Source organism: Komarekiella delphini-convector SJRDD-AB1 (genome assembly GCF_014831675.1).
GTDB lineage: Bacteria > Cyanobacteriota > Cyanobacteriia > Cyanobacteriales > Nostocaceae > Komarekiella.
Map to the genome: position 1 here is coordinate 123,488 of NZ_VJXY01000013.1, position 20,036 is coordinate 143,523.

Below are 20,036 nucleotides of genomic sequence, written 5' to 3' on the forward strand. Positions count from 1 at the left end.
ACTATTGTCAGCAGTGATGAATAATATTGAAATTCCTTGGCTAACAGCCATAATTCTTTTGCCCTTGGTGGCTGCCTTAGCCATCCCCTTAATCCCAGATAAAGAGGGCAGAACCGTGCGATGGTACGGTTTGGGAGTAGCGATCGCCGACTTTGCATTGATGATTTATACTTTTTGGTATAAATACGACTTCCAGAGTTCAACATTCCAACTTGTAGAAAACTATCCTTGGGTTCCTCAGTTGGGTTTGCATTGGGCGGTGGGGGTTGATGGTCTGTCGATGCCCCTACTACTGCTAACAGGCTTAATTAATACACTCGCAATCTTCGCGGCTTGGAAAGTTACCACCAAGCCGCGATTATTTTATGGCTTGATGTTGGTGATGTACAGCGCCCAGCTTGGCGTATTTGTCGCCCAGGATATGCTGTTGTTCTTCCTAATGTGGGAAATCGAGTTAGTGCCGGTTTACCTGCTAATTTCCATCTGGGGAGGACAAAACCGCCGTTATGCAGCTACCAAATTCATTCTGTACACCGCCGCTGCATCAATATTTATCTTGGTAGCGGGTTTTGCAATGGCATTCTCTGGAGATACCGTCACCTTCGACATGGCAACTCTGGGAATGAAACAATATCCCAAAGCCTTTGAGTTGTTAGTTTACGCAGGTTTCTTAATTGCCTTCGGTGTAAAGCTGCCAATTTTTCCCTTGCACACTTGGCTACCTGACGCTCATGGTGAAGCATCAGCACCAGGTTCAATGATTTTGGCTGGTGTATTGTTAAAAATGGGCGGTTATGCTCTCATCCGCATCAACGTTGAGATGCTGCCTAATGCTCATGTTTACTTTGCCCCAGTGTTAGCGATTTTGGGTGTAGTGAACATTGTCTACGGCGCTTGCTGTGCCTTTGCCCAAACCAATCTCAAGCGCCGCTTAGCTTACTCTTCAATTGCCCACATGGGATTTGTGTTGATTGGGATTGCTTCCTATACAGAACTGGGTATCAGCGGTGCAGTACTACAGATGGTTTCCCACGGTTTGATTGCCGCTAGCTTATTCTTCCTATCCGGGGTCACTTACGATCGCACCCACACCTTGATGATGGATAAAATGGGCGGTATGGCAAAGGTAATGCCCAAAACCTTTGCTCTGTTTACCGTTGGTTCAATGGCTTCTCTTGCATTACCAGGAATGAGTGGCTTTGTTGGTGAATTGATGGTGTTTCTCGGTATCGCCACCAGTGATGTTTACAGTTCTAGCTTCAAAGTTGTAGTCGTTCTGCTGTCGGCGGTTGGCGTGATTCTGACACCGATTTATTTACTGTCGATGCTGCGTCAAGTGTTCTACGGCGAGCAAAATGAAGAGTTACATTTAGATGCTGTAATATCTGATGTCAAACCCCGCGAAATATTTATTACTGCTTGTTTGCTGCTTCCAATAATCGGTATCGGGTTTTATCCAAAGTTGGCAATGCAGACTTATGATGTGAAGGCAGTAGAATTAGCTACTCATGCTCGCCAAGTTTTACCAGTTGTTGCTCACCAGCAACCATCAAGTTTGTACTCGCGTATTTTTACAGCACCAACCTTGGCTACTGCTCAAGTTGAAAGTTTAGTTAATATTTCAGAGTAAATATACTTCCGGCAAAGGTGCTGGAATTAAATTTTAATATGAGGGGAATAAAGGGGTGATTACGAAATCACCCCTAAAATTTTTGTATTAGTGAATTGAAAGAGATTTTTAGGTCTAACTTTTCACGGTATCTGGAAAACCTCACTTCTATTTCTCTCTCCTTCTAGGAGAGACTTTGAATTTTCCCCCTTAAAGCATCGGGAAGGGAGTTATATCATGTTCGCTTGATTACTTATTAAACCCGAAGAACCCCAAAGAGTAAAAGCTACACTTTGTCTCCCTGCCTTTTTTGGAAAGGCGATCGCTTGGATTCCCCGACCTAGAAATAAAACTAAATAGCAGCAGAATAGGCTTCATCCACCTTCAGAGTCGTACCTGTGATAAACTTGGCATCATCAGAAATCAGAAAAGCAATTGTTTTAGCAAACTCTGCATAGGTAGTGGGACGACCAAACATCAAATCAGAAGGCACATTCCATCCCTCTAACTCTGCCATTGAATCTGCTACAAAAAAAGGCGCTACGGAAATCATGCGAATCCTATCTGCTTTGTAACGCTTGGCATAAAGTTTTGTGAATCCTTCCATTGCGGCGCGGAGTGTACCGCTAAAGGTGTCCCTAATTCTGGTTCATGGGAATCACACGCGGAAATGTTCACGATGACACCGCCTCCTGAATATCGCATTGCTTCTGTAACTAGTTTGGCGATGCGGACAACACTCAAAAACAACATTTCAAAGTTTTCTATCCACATTTGATCAGAAATAGATAGCAAATCTGGTCGGGGTGGATCTCCAAAACTATTTACCACTGCATCAATACGACCGAATTGAGTTAAAGTCGTCTCTACTAATAGCTGTAAGTCGTGGAAATGGGTAATTGATCCTTGAGTGGCAATACCGCCCAACTCATCTGCTAAATCGAGAATATCAGGCGATCGCGCCATCAGTGAAACCCTATAACCTCGCGCTGCTAACTCTCGCGCACAACCTGCGCCAATTCCCCGACTAGCAGCTGTAATAATCGCTACTTTCTGTGAATTCATAATTTGCTCTAGAGTATGAAAAGATTATAGTTAAAGCAGGTGAAGTAGCCAAAAAGCAATTATGACCACAAACTTACCTGTAGCCACAGAAATTATACCAATGGTCTTGCAATTGCAACCTGCGATCATACTAACCGAAGATCAGTTTTATGAGTTTTGTCAGCTAAACCGTGATTTTCGTATCGAACGCAATGCTGTAGGAGAAGTAGTCATTATGCCCCCTACCCTACTGGTTTCGAAACTGATGAACGTAATTTTAACTTAGTTGGGCAGTTGTGGGTATGGACAAAGCAAGATGGTACAGGTGTAGGGTTTGGTTCCATTGGTGGGTTTACTTTATCTAATGGTGCAGTTAGATCGCCAGATGCAGCGTGGATAAAACGCGATCGCTGGTAAGCCATACCAATGGAACTGCGAAAAAAATTTGCACCCATTTGTCCTGAGTTTGTGATTGAATTGCGTTCTGAGAGCGTAGGCGTAGCCCGTCGTAGACATCGCTTGCAAGTTTTGCAAGACAAGATGCAAGAGTATATGGATAATGGGGCGCAACTCGGTTGGTTAATTGATAGAAAACAACGCCAAGTATTTATTTATCGTCCTAATACTGCGGTTGATATATTAGATAACCCTAAGACATTGAGCGGTGAACCGTTGCTACCTGGCTTTGTTTTAGATTTAAGTCAGATTTGGTAAGTAGTAAGTTCACTATTAAGCTGACATTAATGTTCCAATTTTCTTAAAAAGTTTGTTAGCAAATTCTTGTTTTGAAAAGTAGCTCGAATTGTATTGCTATTATTATAATCAACGATAACTTCAAATTTTTCAAATTCCCCAACTGGGCTGTCAATCTTAAGTGTATCTAGCCCACTAATTGCATCATCAATACTATCAAATTCGTATCTCTTTCCGAAAAGCGGAATTAAAACTATATTACTAATGTAACGCTCAAGACAATTTCTCAGCGTTTACATAAACATCGTAAAGTAGCAGAGATTGCTAGAAAAGTGAGAGACTGTAACTCTTCAGATAGGGTTGGAGCTAGCTCTAAATAAGCTTGCTTGATTTTGAAGAGATGTATTAATACCTCCTCGGTGTAGCATTTGCTTAGTAACACTAGCATTTTGTCTGGAAACTTTGGCTGAATACTAGCAGCAAGATTTTTAATCTCAGTGATTGCTTCTAAAAACTCATGGGTATGTATCTCCCATGAGAGCTTCCCTTGTGCAAGCCGATAAACAAAAGGATGCGCTTCAATGCCGTAGGAATTCACACCAAGTTTATCAGCAGCAATACAAATAGTGCCCGATCCTGCAAATGGATCGAGCACTGTTTTAGGTTGCAATTCTGCGATTATTCCTTCAACCCAAGTAGCTGAAAATCCAGCAGAATACCTAAACCATCTATGAATAGGTAATTTCATATTGTCAGTAAATGTGCCTGTTCTTTCTGTAATAGCTCTTGATTGAAAATCATTGCGAAATTCAGGCATCAACTTTAAAAGCTGAACTTAATAGGGCTTACTTATTTTAAATTAGTATTGACTAGACTAAACTTATAAAAATTAGGGACTGAGAAATAAATCTCAGCCCCGATAAAAAAGCGGGCTAACCGCTATTAACTTGGTTAACCCGTGCAGCTTTGGGAACGCGCAGAGAAATAGTTATTGCAATACCAATTTCACATTGGCGTTTTGCAGACCGCGCTGTTTTACTTCTGCCAAGGTTTTGTTAACGGCATATTTTTGGTTGATTGAGTTGATCAACTCGGTTTGGTTATGCTTTTTAGCAACGCCCCACAGGTCAGCGATTAGATCAAAAGAACCATCGCTGTTGCGAGACCAACCTAGGTCATATTCGCCTTCCAACACGGCAACGATGTCGGAACGGACACGCTGACCGTTATAACCACGGACATCAGCTTCAGTCTTCACGCTGATACCGAGGTCGCGCAAGGAAGCTTTGAGGATTTCGGCATCGGTGATCTTGGTACGCAGAGTGCTAAAGTGAGACATTTGGGTTTCCTCCAGTGAGAAGATTGAGAACAACGACAACGATTTACTTTAGGCGAAGCCGCGATTAGGTTGAAGCGGCTTTTTTCGTAACTGCTAGCATTTTCAGCTAGCCTTTCCCCCTGGGTTAGCAAGGGAAAGCTTTTAAAACTCCATTCGCTGATATTCAGCAACGGAGGATGCTGCGGGTCGTGCTCGCTGTCTAGCCCAGTCTCTTAGGGCCGTTACCTGTTCTTGCATCGTGCGAGACAGCGGCAGGGTAGCTTTCAATGCAGCAATAATATCTAACTGGGTGAACTCGCGATCTTGGGCAAAAGCTTCGTACATTGCCGCAACGATCGCTTGCTCAATTTCTGCCCCAGAAAAGCCGTCGGACATCTTGGCTAGTTGCTCAAGGTCGAATCGAGAGATGTCTTCACGACGCTTGGTCAGGTGGATGTTGTAAATATCCTGACGTTCTTCGGGAGTTGGCAGATCTACAAAAAAGATTTCATCAAAGCGACCTTTCCTCAAAAATTCCCCAGGTAAGCGTTCAACTCTGTTGGCGGTTGCCATCACAAACACTGGAGATTTCTTTTCCTGCATCCATGTGAGGAAAGAACCAAAAATTCGGCTTGAAGTGCCACCATCCGAATCACCAGAACCAGCACTACCAGCAAAGGATTTATCTAACTCATCAATAAATAGAATAGTTGGGGAAATTGATTCTGCTGTTTTTAGAGCATTGCGTAGATTTGCCTCGCTTCGACCCACCATTGAGCCGTCGTAGACTCTCCCCATATCCAGGCGCAAAATTGGTAAACCCCACAGCCGAGAAGTCGTTTTAGCAATCAGCGACTTACCACAACCGGGAACACCCAGAATCAACATTCCCTTTGGTTGAGGTAAACCATACTCTCTAGCTCTTTCTGTAAAAGCGTTAGAGCGTTGCTTAAGCCATTTTTTTAGTTCTTCTAAGCCACCGACAGCATCAATGGTTTCATCTTCTTCGATGTACTCTAGTATACCATTACGCCGGATAAGTTGCTTTTTCTCAGATAGAACTATATCTACTTCATCTTCCGTCAAACGCCCTGTAGTGACCTGCGCCTTACGGTATACTTTCTCAGCTTCATCTTTGGTTAAACCCAAAGCTGCTCTGAGAAGTTTTTCTCTGGCCTCTGTTGTCAACCGTCGCCCACGATTTTGCTCTATGTGGTGAGTCAAGACTTTATTCAACTCGGTCATGTCTGGCAATCGAAAGTCCAGAACCACAACTTCTTTTTCTAACTCAATAGGAACTTGTTGCATTGGAGACATCAAGATGATGTTCTTCTGCATACCTTTGAAGCTAGCGATCGCATCTCGCAACGATCGAGTTGTCGCAGGCGCATCAATAAATGGATGTAAATCTTTAAGAATAAATATACCAGGTTCTCTTTGCCGGATTATCCACTCAATCGCCGCCTCTGGAGAAACGGTGTTGTGCTGAGTAACATTCCGTGGTTGACCATACTCCACAATACCGTGCGTTACTGTCCAAACATATACTCGGCGTTGGGGCTTTAACACTTGGGCGATTGTGGAAATTGCCTGCTCAGCCCGCTCTTCCTCGGAGGTCACAAGGTAGATTAGAGGGTATTGAGCTTGAATTAGGATATTGAGCTCTTCTTTCATACAATCGACCTACTTGAGACCTTATAGAGACAGTACAGACATTGCTTTTAGTAAAGACAACCGGACTATGAATTCTTCATTCATAATTCCTATCTAGCAAGGAACTAACTCTTCCTCACCCTTAGGATGGGTTTCATCTTGAGCCATCTCGTCAATGGGAAGATGCTCTTGACCAATAATTCCTGGTTGATTGCCCAATGCAACCAGTTCTCCATCACGTAATACTAGTGAACTTTCACAATTTGGACAGGAATATAATTTATGGGTTCGCCCGTAAGAAGAAGCTTCTACCTCTTCAACTATTTCTGAATTGGACAAGTAAAAACCAAGGGCCCGTTCGGCAAGTTCTGACATTGATTCAGAATCTACTGCTGAACGAATCTTCAGCCTTTTGTGTAATTCTGGCGATAGATACAAAGTAACCTTTTGCTTAGCTTGCATATAACTCATTAACGGTCTTACCCGGGTATGTATATCACGTTATCGGCTCGTCCTACCATTGTCAAGATGGCAAAGCGTTTTGACGGTGATTTTGTTACATTTGTTTACAACAAGGTTTGTCCTGTTCTGTTGTTCTTAGTAGTGACATTGTCACTGACCTAAGTTATCTATGAAAACGGTTATGTGGTTTCTACTAAATTTAATTCAAACGATAGTAGCGTTCCTCCTACCTGCCAATAGAGATTTGTGTTTCTGATAATTTTGCCAAATCAGTAACTCTGGTAAAAAGTATAACAATGACCATCGATGCGGTTAAAACCTGTTGTTTAAAGCGAAGAAAGTATGTGTTTGCTTCAGGCGTTAGCAAAATCTTAAGCTTGTTCATCATGCTATGCGGGTGTACTACAACTGGTTTTAACGCGGGTTCTGTTACATGGAAGACTTATAACAATTACCGTTATGGTTTTGAGTTTCCATACCCTAGTAACTGGATTTCTCTACCAGCCCCAGAAAATGATGATGGCATTGCTTTTGTTTCACCGCATCATAACTCTGTAGTAATTCGGGGTTGGGCGAGTCATCAGATACCAGATACTAATACAGACCAGGAAGGAGAAATAAATTCTAACTTTCGGACTACTCAAGGAATATCTGGAGTGCTGGTAGTAGAAGTTAATCAACAAATAAGTTCAATGACACTGACCCTAACTCAAGGTCAAGTGCAATACCAGTGGCAAGGGCAAAGCCAGAGCCAAGAATTTCAAGATTACTACCGTTTGTTTTATTACATCGCCCAGCAGTATCGCATTCCAAAGTCCTAACTCATTTTTCATTGATTAGGAGTCAAGGGTTAAGGGTAAAGAGTCAAGAGCCAAGAGTTAGTTTCTATTCCCTGCGCCTCTGCTCCCCTTTGTGGTCTCTTACTTCATCTTTTCATCCTGGCTTTTTACAACGGAATTTTGTTATTTTAGCTAGCTCTGCTGCCACTGCTTTCTTCGCTTGTTGTATCCTCATTTCCACATCTCTTTCAGAATGATGATAAAGAGGGGACATAAACCTGATAGATTTAGCTATCAGCGAGTAAAAACTGGTTAAGATGAAAGTCCTGGTTATTGGTGGCGATGGGTATTGCGGTTGGGCAACCGCTCTTTACCTTTCCAATCGAGGTTATCAAGTTGGGATTTTAGATAGTTTGGTGCGGCGGCACTGGGATAACGAACTGGGTGTCGAAACTCTTACCCCGATCGCGCCAATTCAGCAACGCCTCCAGCGCTGGCAAGATTTGACTGGTAAGTCTATTGACTTTTTTGTCGGAGACATTACCAATTATGAGTTTCTCCAAAGAACTTTACACAAATTTCAGCCAAACGCCATAGTGCATTTTGGTGAGCAACGTTCGGCTCCATTTTCGATGATTGACCGCGAACATGCGGTTCTGACACAGGTAAATAATGTAGTCGGCACTCTCAATTTGCTGTATGCCATGCGGGAGGATTTCCCTGACTGTCATTTGGTGAAACTGGGAACAATGGGTGAATATGGTACACCCAACATTGATATAGAAGAAGGGTATATCACCATAGAACACAACGGGCGCAAAGATACTTTGCCTTATCCCAAGCAGCCCGGTTCAATGTACCATTTAAGCAAAGTTCATGATAGTCACAATATCCATTTTGCTTGCCGGATTTGGGGATTGCGAGCAACTGATTTAAATCAAGGTGTAGTTTACGGCGTCTTAACCGAAGAAACGGGGATGGACGAACTTTTGATTAATCGTCTGGATTATGATGGAGTGTTTGGCACTGCACTAAACCGCTTCTGCATTCAAGCAGCTATTGGACACCCCCTCACCGTTTACGGTAAAGGTGGACAAACTCGCGGATTTTTAGATATTCGCGATACAGTGCGATGTGTTGAATTAGCGATCGCTAACCCTGCCCAACCTGGAGAGTTCCGCGTATTTAACCAATTTACCGAGCAATTCAGCGTCGGTGATTTGGCATTGATGGTGAAAAAAGCTGGGAACGCATTGGGATTGAATGTAGACATCAATCATCTCGATAATCCCAGAGTTGAAAAAGAAGAACATTACTTCAACGCTAAAAACACCAAATTGCTTGATTTAGGTTTACAGCCTCACTTGCTTTCTGATTCTTTGCTTGATTCTTTGTTGAACTTTGCCATCAAGTATCAGAAACGAGTTGATAACAAGCAAATTTTGCCCAAAGTCTCTTGGCATAGAAATTAGGGTAAACCTGGGTACAACTGGTAACACCTGTTTAACTCAAGTAAGTCGCTAAACTCAAACTGGTCGTCATCTCTTAGCACAGTATGACGACCAATTAATTATTATTTATTAAACGTATCATCCAACTAGTAGTAAAATGCTGGATGCTTACGCCAAAAATTGGCTTGTGAACATTGAGGACATCTCGGATTTTGTACGAAAGCAGCAGAAAAACATTAAGTCTGACTGTGCAGAATTGATTACAGCACGCGAGACAGTTTACTGTGTGTTTGATACCGAAATACAAAACAAGCTGGGATTATCTGCCTGGACTGAATAGTTTTTTATGAGAATTGCCCTATTCACCGAAACCTTTTTGCCCAAGGTTGATGGTATTGTAACGCGCTTGCGTCACACCGTTGACCATCTACAGCGCAATAGTGACCAAGTGCTAGTTATTGCCCCTGATGGAGGTATTACTGAACACAAAGGAGCTAAAGTTTACGGCGTTACTGGCTTTCCTCTCCCATTGTATCCAGAATTAAAAATGGCACTTCCTCGTCCAGCCATTGGTTACGCCTTAGAAGAGTTTAAGCCAGATATCATTCATGTGGTAAACCCAGCAGTTTTGGGTTTATCTGGGATATTTTATAGCAAAATGCTCAAGATTCCCTTAGTGGCGTCTTATCATACGCATTTACCCCAGTATCTCCAGCATTATGGCTTGGGTATGTTAGAAGGGTTTTTGTGGGAATTGCTCAAAAGTGCTCATAATCAAGCAGCATTAAATCTGTGTACCTCCACAGCGATGATGGAAGAACTGACGGCACACGGTATTGAACGGGTGGATTTATGGCAAAGGGGAGTGGATACAGAATTATTTCACCCCGATTTGGCTAGTGTCGAAATGCGATCGCGTTTGTCGCAGAATCATCCCGAAAGTCCTTTGCTACTTTACGTTGGGCGTCTTTCTGCTGAAAAAGAAATTGAGCGCATCAGACCAATTTTAGAGGCAATTCCCGAAGCTCGATTAGCATTGGTAGGGGATGGCCCGCACCGTCAAGCCCTGCAAAAACACTTTACTGGCACAAACACTCATTTTGTCGGATATCTTATGGGACAAGAGTTAGGCTCTGCCTTTGCTAGCGCTGATGCATTTATCTTTCCTTCGCGTACAGAAACATTAGGATTAGTGCTACTAGAAGCAATGGCCGCTGGGTGTCCAGTGGTTGCAGCCCGTTCTGGAGGAATTCCTGATATTGTGACAGACGGGGTAAATGGATATCTTTTTGAGCCAACAGCAGACATTCAAGAGGCGATTGCTGCTACCGTTCGCCTCTTACAACAAAAACAACAACGAGACATCATTCGTCAAAATGCTCGTCAAGAAGCAGAGAGTTGGGGTTGGGGATCTGCCACGCGCCAGCTACAAAACTACTATCAAAAAGTAATATTTTCGCAACAGTTAGACAAAGCTGTTTAAGTAGGATTTTGATTTCTAAGGCGGGAACCCCCGCCCCAAAATTCTGGAAACGTTGATTTAAAAATTAAATGATATGTAAAAGTAAAAATCTAAAATCTGTCTTGGAAAGTTCTGATGCCTGTCTTGAAAAGTTTCCTGCGGAGGGAAACCCTCCCGCAGAACTTTTCGCTACAGCGGGCTACGTCAACGGAGGAAGCCTCCGCACCCTGCGGGATCTTGCTACAGACTTTCCGCAAAATCTAAAATCTAAAATTCCCATGACACTCCCCAACCCTGGTAGCGTCCTGGCTACATTAACTGAACTTACTCAAGTTAATCGTACTCACGCTCTACTGCGTCGCGTCAAAGACTTATCTGTTAACGAATTTGTTTGCCTACTAGACTTCATCACTGCTGAATTCCAACAATTCCTAAGAGCCATTGAACTGATTAATAATGAAGCTCTAGAAACTATGTTGGAGAAAGTGCTAGAAGCCATCACACTCAAAATTGGTCAAATTCTCCAGGCAGAACACACAGCCATTTTTTTAGTTGACTATGACAAAGGTCAGCTATGGTCAAAAGTTCCTCAAGGTAATACTCAAAAATTCTTAGAAATTCGTACCCCTATTACAGTTGGTATCCCAGGTCATGTTGCCAGTACAGGTGAATATCTGAATATATCTGAAACCTCTACTCACCCTTTATTCAGCCCAGAATTAGAAAAACAGATGGGCTACGAGATTCACAATATTTTATGTATGCCAGTTGTGAGTAGCAAAAACCAGACTGTAGCAGTAGTACAACTGGCTAATAAAACTGGGGATATTCCTTTTAATCAGGATGATGAGGAGCGTTTTCGAGACTTTGCCTCTTCTATTGGCATTATTCTGGAAAGCTGCCAATCCTTTTACGTAGCAGCTCGCAATCAGCGAGGAGCAACGGCTCTATTGCGGGCAACTCAAACACTTGGGCAAAGTCTGGATTTAGAAGCAACTTTGCAGATAGTTATGGAGCAGGCTCGGATTTTAATGCAAGCAGACCGCAGCACGCTATTTTTGTATCGTAAAGAGATGAGTGAACTCTGGACGAAGGTAGCAGTAGCAGCGGATGGCACAAACTTAGTAGAAATCCGCATTTCTGCCAACCGTGGTATTGCTGGTTATGTAGCTTCCACTGGTGAAGCGTTAAACATTCCCGATGCCTACAAAGACCCCCGCTTTGACCCGACTACAGATAAAAAAACTGGGTATGTAACTCGTAATATTTTGTGTTTGCCAGTATTTAATTCGGCAAATGAATTGATTGGCGTCACACAATTAATTAATAAGCAACAAGGCAGTTTTACCGCCTCTGATGAAGAGTTTATGCGGGCCTTTAATATCCAAGCCGGAATTGCTCTAGAAAATGCCCGCCTGTTTGAAAATGTGCTTTTAGAAAAACAGTATCAAAAAGATATTTTGCAAAGTCTGTCGGATGCTGTGATCTCTACAGATATGGCAGGTCGGATTGTCACAATTAATGATGCGGCACTGGAGTTACTGGGTTGTCCTCTGGGAGAGGCTAATACCAAAAATAACAAGCTTTTATGGGAACAAAATTTGATCAGTCGCCTAGTTTGGGAGGTTGTACCGATTGAAAATCTTCAAATGCGGCTGGTAGACAGTTTAAAAACTGGGGCTAAACATTATGTGCCGGAGCAAAGTTTGACAGTGGGAGTTTACCAAGTACTGAAGGATCAGTGCGTGCAAGAAAGTTGTCAAAACGGAGACTTCCAACTATCAGAACTTTTTTCCTTAGAAGAGGACACCAAGGGCGATCGCGAAACTCCTCCTGTTGTATCAAATAACGTTGCTGAGCGCTGGGTAAAGAGTGAAACTCAAGAACATGAGTCAAATATTAGTACCTACCCTTCGGGAAGCAGCCCAGAAGGTGTCCACAAATCGCCAGAACTGACGAAAGTTGCGATCACACAGCACACCACTAGTTCATTTCAGTTGGAAGACAAGCCAGTAGAGCTAGTTCCTCAAGGCGATCCTTACTCTCACCCACTTACGGCCTTTAAAACTGTTACAACATCTGGATTTCCCAACGCATCTGCTACCCAGATTGGAGAACCTTTTCGTCAATCCCATGAGTCGGTAAGCCCTCCTACAAAGCTGGCTCATCATGGCGCTAGCTCTGTATTATCCAATAATCAACAAGGTTGTTACATTTTAGCAGTGCGCGATCGCACTAACCCAGATGTTTTCATTCCCTGGAATCAACCTATGACTCCCCAATCTGAGTTCCTCACCTCTAACCAGGTACAAAAATTAGAACGCAGCATCAATCTTACTGTCAATCCCTTGACTAACCCAGAAGGCGGAGTGAGGGGTGGTTTGGTAGTTTTGGAAGATATCAGCCAGGAAAAACGGATGAAAACTACCATGTCTCGATACCTGACGCCACATGTAGCTGAGCAAGTTATGGCACTGGGAGAAGATGCCTTAATGGTAGGCGAGCGCAAGGAAGTAACTATCTTATTTTCTGATATCCGGGGCTATACAACACTTACAGAAAATCTCGGTGCGGCTGAGGTGGTATCACTGCTCAATCAGTATTTTGAAACAATGGTAGAGGCAGTTTTTAACTACGAAGGCACTTTGGATAAGTTTATTGGTGATGCCTTAATGGCGGTATTTGGTGCGCCACTACCACTGACAGAAAATCATGCTTGGAGGGCGGTGCAATCGGCGTTGGATATGCGACATCGCCTAGAGGAATTTAATCAGCGGCGAATTATCCAGGCACAACCACAAATCCATATTGGTATTGGAATTAGTTCTGGCGAAGTTGTTTCAGGGAATATAGGTTCTCGCAAACGGATGGATTATACCGTCATTGGGGATAGTGTAAATTTGAGTTCGCGCTTAGAAGGAGTCACTAAGGAATATGGCTGTGACATTCTTTTAAGTGAATTTACTTACCAAATGTGCAGCGATCGCATTTGGGTGCGTCAGTTGGATAAAATTCGGGTCAAAGGTAAACACCAAGCAGTAAACATCTACGAGTTAATTGGCGATCGCAGCACCCCCCTAGACGCCAACACTCAAGAATTTTTATTCCATTACCAAACTGGACGTGCTGCTTATTTATCACGCAATTTTCAACAGGCGATCGGCTGCTTTGAAGCTGCTAAATGCATCCGACCCACAGACCAAGCTATTGATATCCACCTAGAACGTGCTCGTAATTACCAACAAACGCCACCTCCCAAATCTTGGGATGGTGTCTGGACAATGATTGTTAAATAATCAAAAAGGTTAAAGGTCAAAAGTCAATATTTGGACTTTGAACTAATTTCTCAATCTTCAAGATCACCTTGGTCACTCTGAAACGGTTCTTCGCCAATTTTTAGTTGTTTTTTTGTGCGTTTCAACTGTTTCCACAAATCCTTGATTTGTTCGTAAGCTTCACCTGGAGGTAGTTTTCCACCTGTTTCTAAATTGCAAATGTAGCTGACTCTTTGGGCAAATTCCTGTAGATTTGCATTAAAAACCAAGTTTTCTGGCTTTACCTGACCATAGTAACGACCACGAGGATAGAGAAAATCATCTTTGTTCACTATTTTTCTCTCCATTTATTTAACTCACTCCTGTTTTAATATTTAAAGCAGAATCACTAGCCTTCTCATTTACATCTTTGTCAGACTAGGAGAAATAAAATCATCGAATCCTTCTTCCAGAAAGGTTGTGCGGGAGTTGGTCGATTTGGGCTTTGATGCTAGAGGATAAAAGTTGAAGTACTTTCATCCAAGTTTACAAATAAAGCATCTTTAACACTGACAACATAGGATAGTTTACCTTCCTGCCAATTGCCAATTTATTTCTTTATTTATCAAAACTCTAGTTGTAATTAACTTCACTTGAACCCACTAATTACTAAGTATTTTTTAATACTTGTATATATTATTATAATTTTATTTCTGCAAAAATAATTACAACTAAGTAGATAGAAAGACTCATATAGAACATATCACGTACCAAAGATAATTATCGTCTGTTAAAAGTTAGATGTCATCTAGGAGTTTTGTGTCCCTAGCTACCAACCAGGGTTAACCGACTAAATGGTTAATGGCTAATAACTAAAGATAAAATAGTGAAGCCTGAAAGGACAAAAGCTGCTAATCGCCTAAAACTTTATCTGCCACCATGTCTGTTAATTCCAAGCTATACGAAGGCAAAGCAAAAATTCTCTATACAACAGACGATCCAGAAGTCTTGTTGGCTGATTTTAAAGACGATGCCACTGCGTTTAACGCCCAAAAGCGTGGCAGCATCCAAGGAAAGGGAAAAATTAACTGTAGTATTTCCAGCCAGTTATTTCAGCAATTGGAGGTACATGGCATTAAAACTCACTTTATTGACAGCCCTGTTCCTAATCAAATGCGAGTCAAAGCAGTGAAGATTTTGCCATTAGAAGTGGTTGTCAGAAACATTGCTGCTGGAAGCCTGTGCCAGCAAACAGGGTTGCCACTAGGCACAGTTCTGAAACAGCCTTTGGTAGAGTTTTATTATAAAAACGATCAATTAGGAGATCCTTTGCTGACACGCGATCGCCTATACCTAATGGAACTAGCCACTTCGGAACAAGTGGACGCAATTATACATCTAGCACTACAAATCAACGAGTTTCTTAAAGACTTTTGGCAGCGATGCGGTATTACCCTAGTAGACTTCAAACTAGAGTTTGGTTTGGACTCACAACAGCAGTTGCTCTTGGCAGATGAAATTAGCCCCGACACCTGCCGTTTGTGGGATACAGCAGAGGGTGACTCTAACCGCCGAGTAATGGACAAAGACCGTTTCCGCCGAGACTTAGGAAATGTAGAGAATGCCTACCAGGAGGTCTTACAAAGAGTCTTAAAAGCAGTAGAAAGTAATAATTAGTGGGCAAAAATAAACTAAACTCGTGTGGATTGCCCATTGTCATTTTTCCTTTGTAACTAATGACAAATGACAAGTCCGTAATGGTGTGTGGTCGTGAAGAGGAATGTAAATAAAATGCGTTTATCCCCCGTATTGGTGGCAACGGTGGCAATTGCAGCCCCTTTGGGCGGCTCATTAAGTGCAAATGCACAAACCGCTGATAGTTTAAAACAGACAACAGAGATTTCTACTCTAGAAACAAATCAGCAACTAGAAAAGGACAGCGATCTTCGGGTTCATTCTATTGAAAGGCTAAAATCTCGCCTCAAATCGAAAGAGGTTCTCAAGGTAGATTCTCTGCAATCTCCATCTGTCAAAGCATTAACAGTTAACTCAGCATCGCTGGCAACATCAGAAATAATAGTGCCAACTGCCACGACGCCAAAAACTGCACAAACTCCTCAAATCAACCAAAATCCTACTCAACAGCCATCTCCTACTCCAGAAATCTCACCTCCAGCTACTCAACAACAAATACCTTCTTCAATCCCTAGCAGCACTCCAAATCTGGACGATGGCAACCAGCCTGCGCCTACACCTGTATCCCCAGAGACTCAACAGCAAACACCTTTCTTAACGCCTGGCATCACTCCTGGTCAAGAAAATTTCGACCCGCCCGCAGCAACACCTGTAGTCCCCACAACACCAGGAAATACTCAACAGCCGTCTCCCGCTCCAGAAATTCCAGTCCCAGCCCCAGGAACTCAGCAACAAGCTCCTTTCTCAACACCTGACACCACTCCCAGTCAGGAGAATGTCAATCCGCCTGCATTCCCTACAACACCAGGAAATACTCAACAGCCATCTCCTAACTCGGAAGCAAATGAGCCTCGTGTGTTGGTGTCGGAGGTAGCAATCACATCTCAGACAGGACAATTATCACCAGAACTAGAAAGCCAAGTTTACAGAGTCATTCGTACCCAACCAGGACGAACGACAACCCGCTCCCAACTGCAAGAAGATATTAACGCCATCTTTGGTACTGGTTTCTTCTCCAATGTTCAAGCAACTCCAGAAGATACCCCTTTAGGAGTGCGCGTCAGCTTTATCGTACAGCCAAACCCCGTTTTGTCTAAAGTGCAAGTGCAGGCCAATCCTGGCACTGGGGTAGCCTCTGTGATCCCAGCTAACACAGTGGATGAAATCTTTCGTGAACAGTACGGCAGAATTCTCAACTTGCGTGACTTGCAGGAAGGCATCAAGCAGTTAACCAAGCGATATCAAGATCAAGGTTACGTGCTAGCTAACGTAATTGGAGCGCCACAAGTCGCTGAAAACGGAGTTGTGACACTACAAGTAGCAGAAGGTGTAGTCGAGAACATTAGAGTCCGGTTCCGTAATAAAGAGGGTCAGGAGACAGACGAGAAGGGACAACCGATTCGGGGTCTGACACAGGAGTATATTATTACACGAGAAGTGGAGTTGAAGCCCGGACAAGTATTTAACCGCAACACAGTGCAAAGAGACTTACAGCGGATATATGGACTGGGACTATTTGAAGACGTGAATGTCTCCCTTGACCCTGGTACTGACCCCAGCAAAGTCGATGTAGTAGTGAATGTGGCTGAGCGTAGCAGTGGTTCTATTGCCGCTGGGGCTGGGTTTAGTTCTGCCAGTGGACTGTTTGGTACCGTTAGCTATCAGCAGCAAAACCTGAACGGCAGAAACCAAAAACTGGGGGCAGAGGTGCAAGTGGGACAGCGAGAACTGCTGTTTGACCTGCGATTTACAGACCCCTGGATTGCGGGAGATCCGTACCGGACTTCTTACACTACCAATATTTTTCGCCGCAGTTCCATTTCGTTGATTTTTGATGGCAAAGATGATGACATTAGGACTTTTCAAGAGGGGCAAACAGATGAAGGCGATCGCCCCCGTGTTCTCCGTTTAGGTGGCGGTATCACCTTTACCCGTCCTTTGAGTGCCAATCCCTACAGACCTTCAGAATGGACGGCTTCAGCAGGTTTACAGTATCAACGAGTTTCCACCCGCGATCGTGATGGCGACCTGAGAAGAGAAGGAGCGATATTCAATGATGATGGAACCCTCCGCCCTGGCACAACAGTTCCTCTGAGCTTCTCTGGGGAAGGTGAAGACGATTTAGTGTTAGTCCAATTAGGCGCACAACGCGATCTCCGTAATAATCCCTTGCAACCCACCAGCGGTTCTTACCTGCGTTTTGGGGTTGATCAGTCAGTGCCAATAGGACTAGGTAGCATTTTCCTTACCAGATTAAGAGGTAGCTACAGCCAATATTTACCCGTGAGCTTTACTAACTTCACTAAAGGGCCACAAACCCTGGCGTTTAACTTGCAAGCGGGAACTATCCTTGGTGATTTGCCGCCCTACGAAGCCTTTAGCCTTGGTGGTAGCAACTCTGTCCGGGGTTATGAAGAAGGAGCACTAGGTAGTGGACGTACTTATGTGCAAGCATCAGTTGAGTATCGCTTCCCAGTTTTCTCGGTAGTCAGCGGCGCACTATTTTTTGATCTTGGTACTGACCTGGGAACTAGTACCAGGACAGCTGAAGTTTTGAACAAAAACGGCAGCGGCTATGGCTATGGTCTTGGCGTGCGCGTACAGTCGCCATTAGGGCCAATTCGCATTGACTACGGCATTAACGATGATGGTGATAGTCGCATCAACTTTGGTATTGGTGAAAGATTTTAAGTTAGTCAGGAGTCAAAAGTCAAAATATTGACCCTTGACTCTTGACCCTTGACCAATCTGTTTTTTATTAGCTTGCTAATTTTTACATTTGCCTTAATACTATTTCGATACAGGTACTAGTGACATTTTTAGTCACATATCAGGGTTTGGCTCAAACTAACCATGAACACTACCAAACAACATATATTAAATTTTTGTCTATGCAACAGCACACTTTAGCTGCGGAAATCACCCAAACAGGGGTGGGACTGCATAGTGGTGTGAGTACCCGTGTACGGATACTACCAACTGAGGCAGGAAGTGGGCGCTACTTTGTGCGGGTGGATTTGCCGGACTTACCGATTATTCCAGCCCAAGTTGCGGCGGTTAGTCAAACTGTTCTCTCAACTCAGCTTGGTAAAGGTGAAGTATACGTTTGTACAGTAGAGCATTTGTTGGCAGCACTTTCAAGTATGGGTGTGGATAACGCCCGCATTGAAATTGATGGGCCGGAAGTACCGCTTTTAGATGGTTCGGCAAGGATATGGACAGCCGATATCGCTCAAGTTGGCTTGGTATCACAATCAACTACTAACAATCAAATTTCCTTGGCTGTTAAAGAGCCAATATATGTATATCAAGGCGATGCTTTTGCTTGTGCCCTACCCGCAGCAGAAACCCGTTTTAGTTATGGTATTGACTTCGACCTACACGCTATTGGTAATCAATGGCACAGCTGGTCGCCAACTGTCGTAGGAAATGCTTCTGCCAGCTTTGCTGCGGAAATTGCTCCTGCCCGTACCTTTGGATTGCTACATCAGATTGAACATCTACAGCAGTCAGGGTTAATCAAAGGTGGCAGTTTGGATAATGCACTTGTTTGTGGGCCTGAAGGTTGGCTAAATCCACCATTAAGATTTGCAAATGAGCCAGTACGTCATAAAATCTTGGATTTAGTAGGAGATTTGAGTTTACTAGGAATTTTTCCCCGCGCTCATTTCTTAGCGTATAAAGCCAGTCATAATTTACACATTCAACTAGCGCAAAAGATTTTAGCTTCTCAAAGCTAAAGTCTGGGCAATAAAAAGCTCAAAGGGTTTTAACTCACGCCTACTTACGTTCCCAGATTAAAAATTAACCATACTGCCAATGTCAATCCTTACCAAAGTGAACAGCACCGATACGACGACACCGACATCTACCGAACAAGAAGCTACTAATGAGACTACAATTACATCTGAGACTAAAACGACTCTTGTCTCTGAAGAAATTCAAAAACTGCTACCCCACCGCTACCCATTTTTACTTGTAGACCGGATTATCGACTACATACCAAATAAACAGGCTGTAGGCGTTAAAAACGTTACTGTCAACGAACCTCATTTTCAAGGGCATTTCCCAGGAAGACCACTGATGCCAGGAGTGCTAATTGTAGAAGCAATGGCACAGGTTGGGGGTATTGTTCTAAAGCAAATGCCAGGATTTGAAGATAGACTGTTCGTTTTTGCTGGTATCGATAAAGTCCGCTTCCGACGCCAAGTAGTACCAGGGGATCAGCTAGTAATGACCGTGGAACTGTTATGGGTAAAACAACGTCGTTTCAGTAAGATGCGAGCTATTGCTGAGGTTGACGGTCAGATCGCTACTGAAGGCGAATTGATGTTTTCTCTAATTAACTAAAAACTTGCTGTTGTGGTGTGAGTACAGCCGTGAAGTGCCTTTACTGAAACCTAAATGAGGATAGCAGTAAAAAATAAGCCACAAAAGCATCTTAATAATTTCTTGATTTTCGATGCCCTCTATTCTCCTGACGGAGACGCTGCGCGAACACACTTAACTTGCTTTGCCCGACACTTTCGTTTACTCAATACTTTAAAGCTCAGTAACGCCAGTCGCCTCAATGGCAACCAAAGTAGGGTGAGCCATTCCTAAAGAAGGGTTTTCTA

The 20,036-nt window shown here is 43.3% G+C and carries 17 protein-coding genes and 1 pseudogene; 11 read left to right on the forward strand and 7 right to left on the reverse strand.

All coding sequences use genetic code 11. The features are described from left to right. Window positions 1-16: 16 nt before the first annotated feature. The gene (locus FNW02_RS14045) at window positions 17-1,630 is read left to right on the forward strand and encodes an NAD(P)H-quinone oxidoreductase subunit 4 (protein ID WP_191758153.1); all 1,614 of its coding nucleotides are present in this window, start codon (window positions 17-19) and stop codon (window positions 1,628-1,630) included. A 331-nt stretch (window positions 1,631-1,961) separates the two neighbouring features. On the opposite strand, the gene FNW02_RS39565 is transcribed toward FNW02_RS14045, so the two are convergent. Both FNW02_RS39565 and FNW02_RS14050 read right to left on the reverse strand, forming a co-directional pair. Then, entirely contained in the window at window positions 1,962-2,216 is a 255-nt protein-coding gene (locus tag FNW02_RS39565; RefSeq protein WP_263627752.1) for an SDR family oxidoreductase, read from the reverse strand. Then, window positions 2,159-2,674 (reverse strand): SDR family NAD(P)-dependent oxidoreductase, encoded by a 516-nt coding sequence (locus tag FNW02_RS14050; RefSeq protein WP_263627753.1) that lies wholly within the window; start codon window positions 2,672-2,674, stop codon window positions 2,159-2,161. The genes FNW02_RS39565 and FNW02_RS14050 overlap by 58 nt, the downstream gene beginning before the upstream one ends. A 61-nt stretch (window positions 2,675-2,735) precedes the next feature. Here FNW02_RS14050 and FNW02_RS14055 point away from each other — a divergent pair. Then, window positions 2,736-3,367, forward strand: a pseudogene (locus tag FNW02_RS14055) (Uma2 family endonuclease). A 265-nt stretch (window positions 3,368-3,632) separates the two neighbouring features. On the opposite strand, the gene FNW02_RS14060 reads toward FNW02_RS14055, so the two are convergent. From FNW02_RS14060 to FNW02_RS14075, 4 genes are all read right to left on the reverse strand, one after another. Then, the gene (locus FNW02_RS14060; RefSeq protein ID WP_191758154.1) at window positions 3,633-4,163 is read right to left on the reverse strand and encodes a DNA methyltransferase; all 531 of its coding nucleotides are present in this window, start codon (window positions 4,161-4,163) and stop codon (window positions 3,633-3,635) included. A 171-nt stretch (window positions 4,164-4,334) separates the two neighbouring features. Beyond that, window positions 4,335-4,685 (reverse strand): DUF1257 domain-containing protein, encoded by a 351-nt coding sequence (locus FNW02_RS14065; RefSeq protein ID WP_015136553.1) that lies wholly within the window; start codon window positions 4,683-4,685, stop codon window positions 4,335-4,337. Between the two features lie 141 nt (window positions 4,686-4,826). Beyond that, entirely contained in the window at window positions 4,827-6,338 is a 1,512-nt protein-coding gene (gene ycf46 / locus FNW02_RS14070; RefSeq protein ID WP_191758155.1) for a stress-responsive protein Ycf46, read from the reverse strand. A gap of 93 nt (window positions 6,339-6,431) precedes the next feature. Further along, on the reverse strand, window positions 6,432-6,779 hold the full coding sequence (locus tag FNW02_RS14075) for a slr0373 family blue light stress response protein (protein ID WP_191758203.1): 348 nt from the start codon (window positions 6,777-6,779) through the stop codon (window positions 6,432-6,434). Between the two features lie 296 nt (window positions 6,780-7,075). Between FNW02_RS14075 and FNW02_RS14080 the strand changes: the two genes are divergently transcribed. From FNW02_RS14080 to FNW02_RS38645, 5 genes are all read left to right on the forward strand, one after another. Beyond that, the gene (locus FNW02_RS14080) at window positions 7,076-7,600 is read left to right on the forward strand and encodes a hypothetical protein (RefSeq protein WP_191758156.1); all 525 of its coding nucleotides are present in this window, start codon (window positions 7,076-7,078) and stop codon (window positions 7,598-7,600) included. A gap of 275 nt (window positions 7,601-7,875) precedes the next feature. After that, a complete protein-coding gene (locus FNW02_RS14085) occupies window positions 7,876-9,030 on the forward strand; it encodes an NAD-dependent epimerase/dehydratase family protein (protein WP_191758157.1) in 1,155 nt (384 codons plus the stop codon). A gap of 136 nt (window positions 9,031-9,166) precedes the next feature. Continuing rightward, the gene (locus FNW02_RS14090; protein WP_191758158.1) at window positions 9,167-9,349 is read left to right on the forward strand and encodes a hypothetical protein; all 183 of its coding nucleotides are present in this window, start codon (window positions 9,167-9,169) and stop codon (window positions 9,347-9,349) included. Between the two features lie 6 nt (window positions 9,350-9,355). Beyond that, window positions 9,356-10,492, forward strand: coding sequence for a glycosyltransferase family 4 protein (locus FNW02_RS14095; protein ID WP_191758159.1), 1,137 nt, complete (start codon window positions 9,356-9,358; stop codon window positions 10,490-10,492). Between the two features lie 257 nt (window positions 10,493-10,749). Beyond that, on the forward strand, window positions 10,750-13,767 hold the full coding sequence (locus tag FNW02_RS38645; RefSeq protein ID WP_225225646.1) for a GAF domain-containing protein: 3,018 nt from the start codon (window positions 10,750-10,752) through the stop codon (window positions 13,765-13,767). 50 nt (window positions 13,768-13,817) lie between these two features. Here FNW02_RS38645 and FNW02_RS14110 read toward each other — a convergent pair whose 3' ends face one another. After that, a complete protein-coding gene (locus FNW02_RS14110) occupies window positions 13,818-14,093 on the reverse strand; it encodes a DUF7219 family protein (protein WP_191758160.1) in 276 nt (91 codons plus the stop codon). 571 nt (window positions 14,094-14,664) lie between these two features. Here FNW02_RS14110 and purC point away from each other — a divergent pair. The 4 genes from purC to fabZ all read left to right on the forward strand — a co-directional run bounded on the left by purC (window position 14,665) and on the right by fabZ (window position 19,770). Beyond that, window positions 14,665-15,402: a phosphoribosylaminoimidazolesuccinocarboxamide synthase gene (gene purC, locus FNW02_RS14115; protein WP_191758161.1), complete on the forward strand. Its 738-nt coding sequence runs from the start codon at window positions 14,665-14,667 to the stop codon at window positions 15,400-15,402. A 114-nt stretch (window positions 15,403-15,516) separates the two neighbouring features. Beyond that, window positions 15,517-18,111: a BamA/TamA family outer membrane protein gene (locus FNW02_RS14120; RefSeq protein ID WP_191758162.1), complete on the forward strand. Its 2,595-nt coding sequence runs from the start codon at window positions 15,517-15,519 to the stop codon at window positions 18,109-18,111. 200 nt (window positions 18,112-18,311) lie between these two features. Further along, window positions 18,312-19,160 carry a UDP-3-O-acyl-N-acetylglucosamine deacetylase gene (gene lpxC / locus FNW02_RS14125; protein WP_191758163.1) on the forward strand — a complete coding sequence of 283 codons (849 nt, stop codon included), beginning with the start codon at window positions 18,312-18,314 and terminating at the stop codon, window positions 19,158-19,160. Between the two features lie 79 nt (window positions 19,161-19,239). Next, a complete protein-coding gene (gene fabZ / locus FNW02_RS14130; RefSeq protein ID WP_191758164.1) occupies window positions 19,240-19,770 on the forward strand; it encodes a 3-hydroxyacyl-ACP dehydratase FabZ in 531 nt (176 codons plus the stop codon). The last annotated feature ends 266 nt before the right edge of the window (window positions 19,771-20,036 follow it).

Excerpts from the sequence above, each read along its gene's own strand:
- FNW02_RS14120 (WP_191758162.1), top strand. The coding sequence starts at position 15,517 with ATGCGTTTATCCCCCGTATTGGTGGCAACGGTGGCAATTGCAGCCCCT.
- FNW02_RS39565 (WP_263627752.1), bottom strand. The coding sequence starts at position 2,216 with ATGGAAGGATTCACAAAACTTTATGCCAAGCGTTACAAAGCAGATAGG.
- FNW02_RS38645 (WP_225225646.1), top strand. The coding sequence starts at position 10,750 with ATGACACTCCCCAACCCTGGTAGCGTCCTGGCTACATTAACTGAACTT.
- FNW02_RS14110 (WP_191758160.1), bottom strand. The coding sequence starts at position 14,093 with ATGGAGAGAAAAATAGTGAACAAAGATGATTTTCTCTATCCTCGTGGT.
- purC (WP_191758161.1), top strand. The coding sequence starts at position 14,665 with ATGTCTGTTAATTCCAAGCTATACGAAGGCAAAGCAAAAATTCTCTAT.
- FNW02_RS14050 (WP_263627753.1), bottom strand. The coding sequence starts at position 2,674 with ATGAATTCACAGAAAGTAGCGATTATTACAGCTGCTAGTCGGGGAATT.
- FNW02_RS14090 (WP_191758158.1), top strand. The coding sequence starts at position 9,167 with ATGCTGGATGCTTACGCCAAAAATTGGCTTGTGAACATTGAGGACATC.
- fabZ (WP_191758164.1), top strand. The coding sequence starts at position 19,240 with ATGTCAATCCTTACCAAAGTGAACAGCACCGATACGACGACACCGACA.
- FNW02_RS14060 (WP_191758154.1), bottom strand. The coding sequence starts at position 4,163 with ATGCCTGAATTTCGCAATGATTTTCAATCAAGAGCTATTACAGAAAGA.
- FNW02_RS14045 (WP_191758153.1), top strand. The coding sequence starts at position 17 with ATGAATAATATTGAAATTCCTTGGCTAACAGCCATAATTCTTTTGCCC.
- ycf46 (WP_191758155.1), bottom strand. The coding sequence starts at position 6,338 with ATGAAAGAAGAGCTCAATATCCTAATTCAAGCTCAATACCCTCTAATC.
- lpxC (WP_191758163.1), top strand. The coding sequence starts at position 18,312 with ATGCAACAGCACACTTTAGCTGCGGAAATCACCCAAACAGGGGTGGGA.
- FNW02_RS14065 (WP_015136553.1), bottom strand. The coding sequence starts at position 4,685 with ATGTCTCACTTTAGCACTCTGCGTACCAAGATCACCGATGCCGAAATC.
- FNW02_RS14095 (WP_191758159.1), top strand. The coding sequence starts at position 9,356 with ATGAGAATTGCCCTATTCACCGAAACCTTTTTGCCCAAGGTTGATGGT.
- FNW02_RS14085 (WP_191758157.1), top strand. The coding sequence starts at position 7,876 with ATGAAAGTCCTGGTTATTGGTGGCGATGGGTATTGCGGTTGGGCAACC.
- FNW02_RS14075 (WP_191758203.1), bottom strand. The coding sequence starts at position 6,779 with ATGCAAGCTAAGCAAAAGGTTACTTTGTATCTATCGCCAGAATTACAC.
- FNW02_RS14080 (WP_191758156.1), top strand. The coding sequence starts at position 7,076 with ATGACCATCGATGCGGTTAAAACCTGTTGTTTAAAGCGAAGAAAGTAT.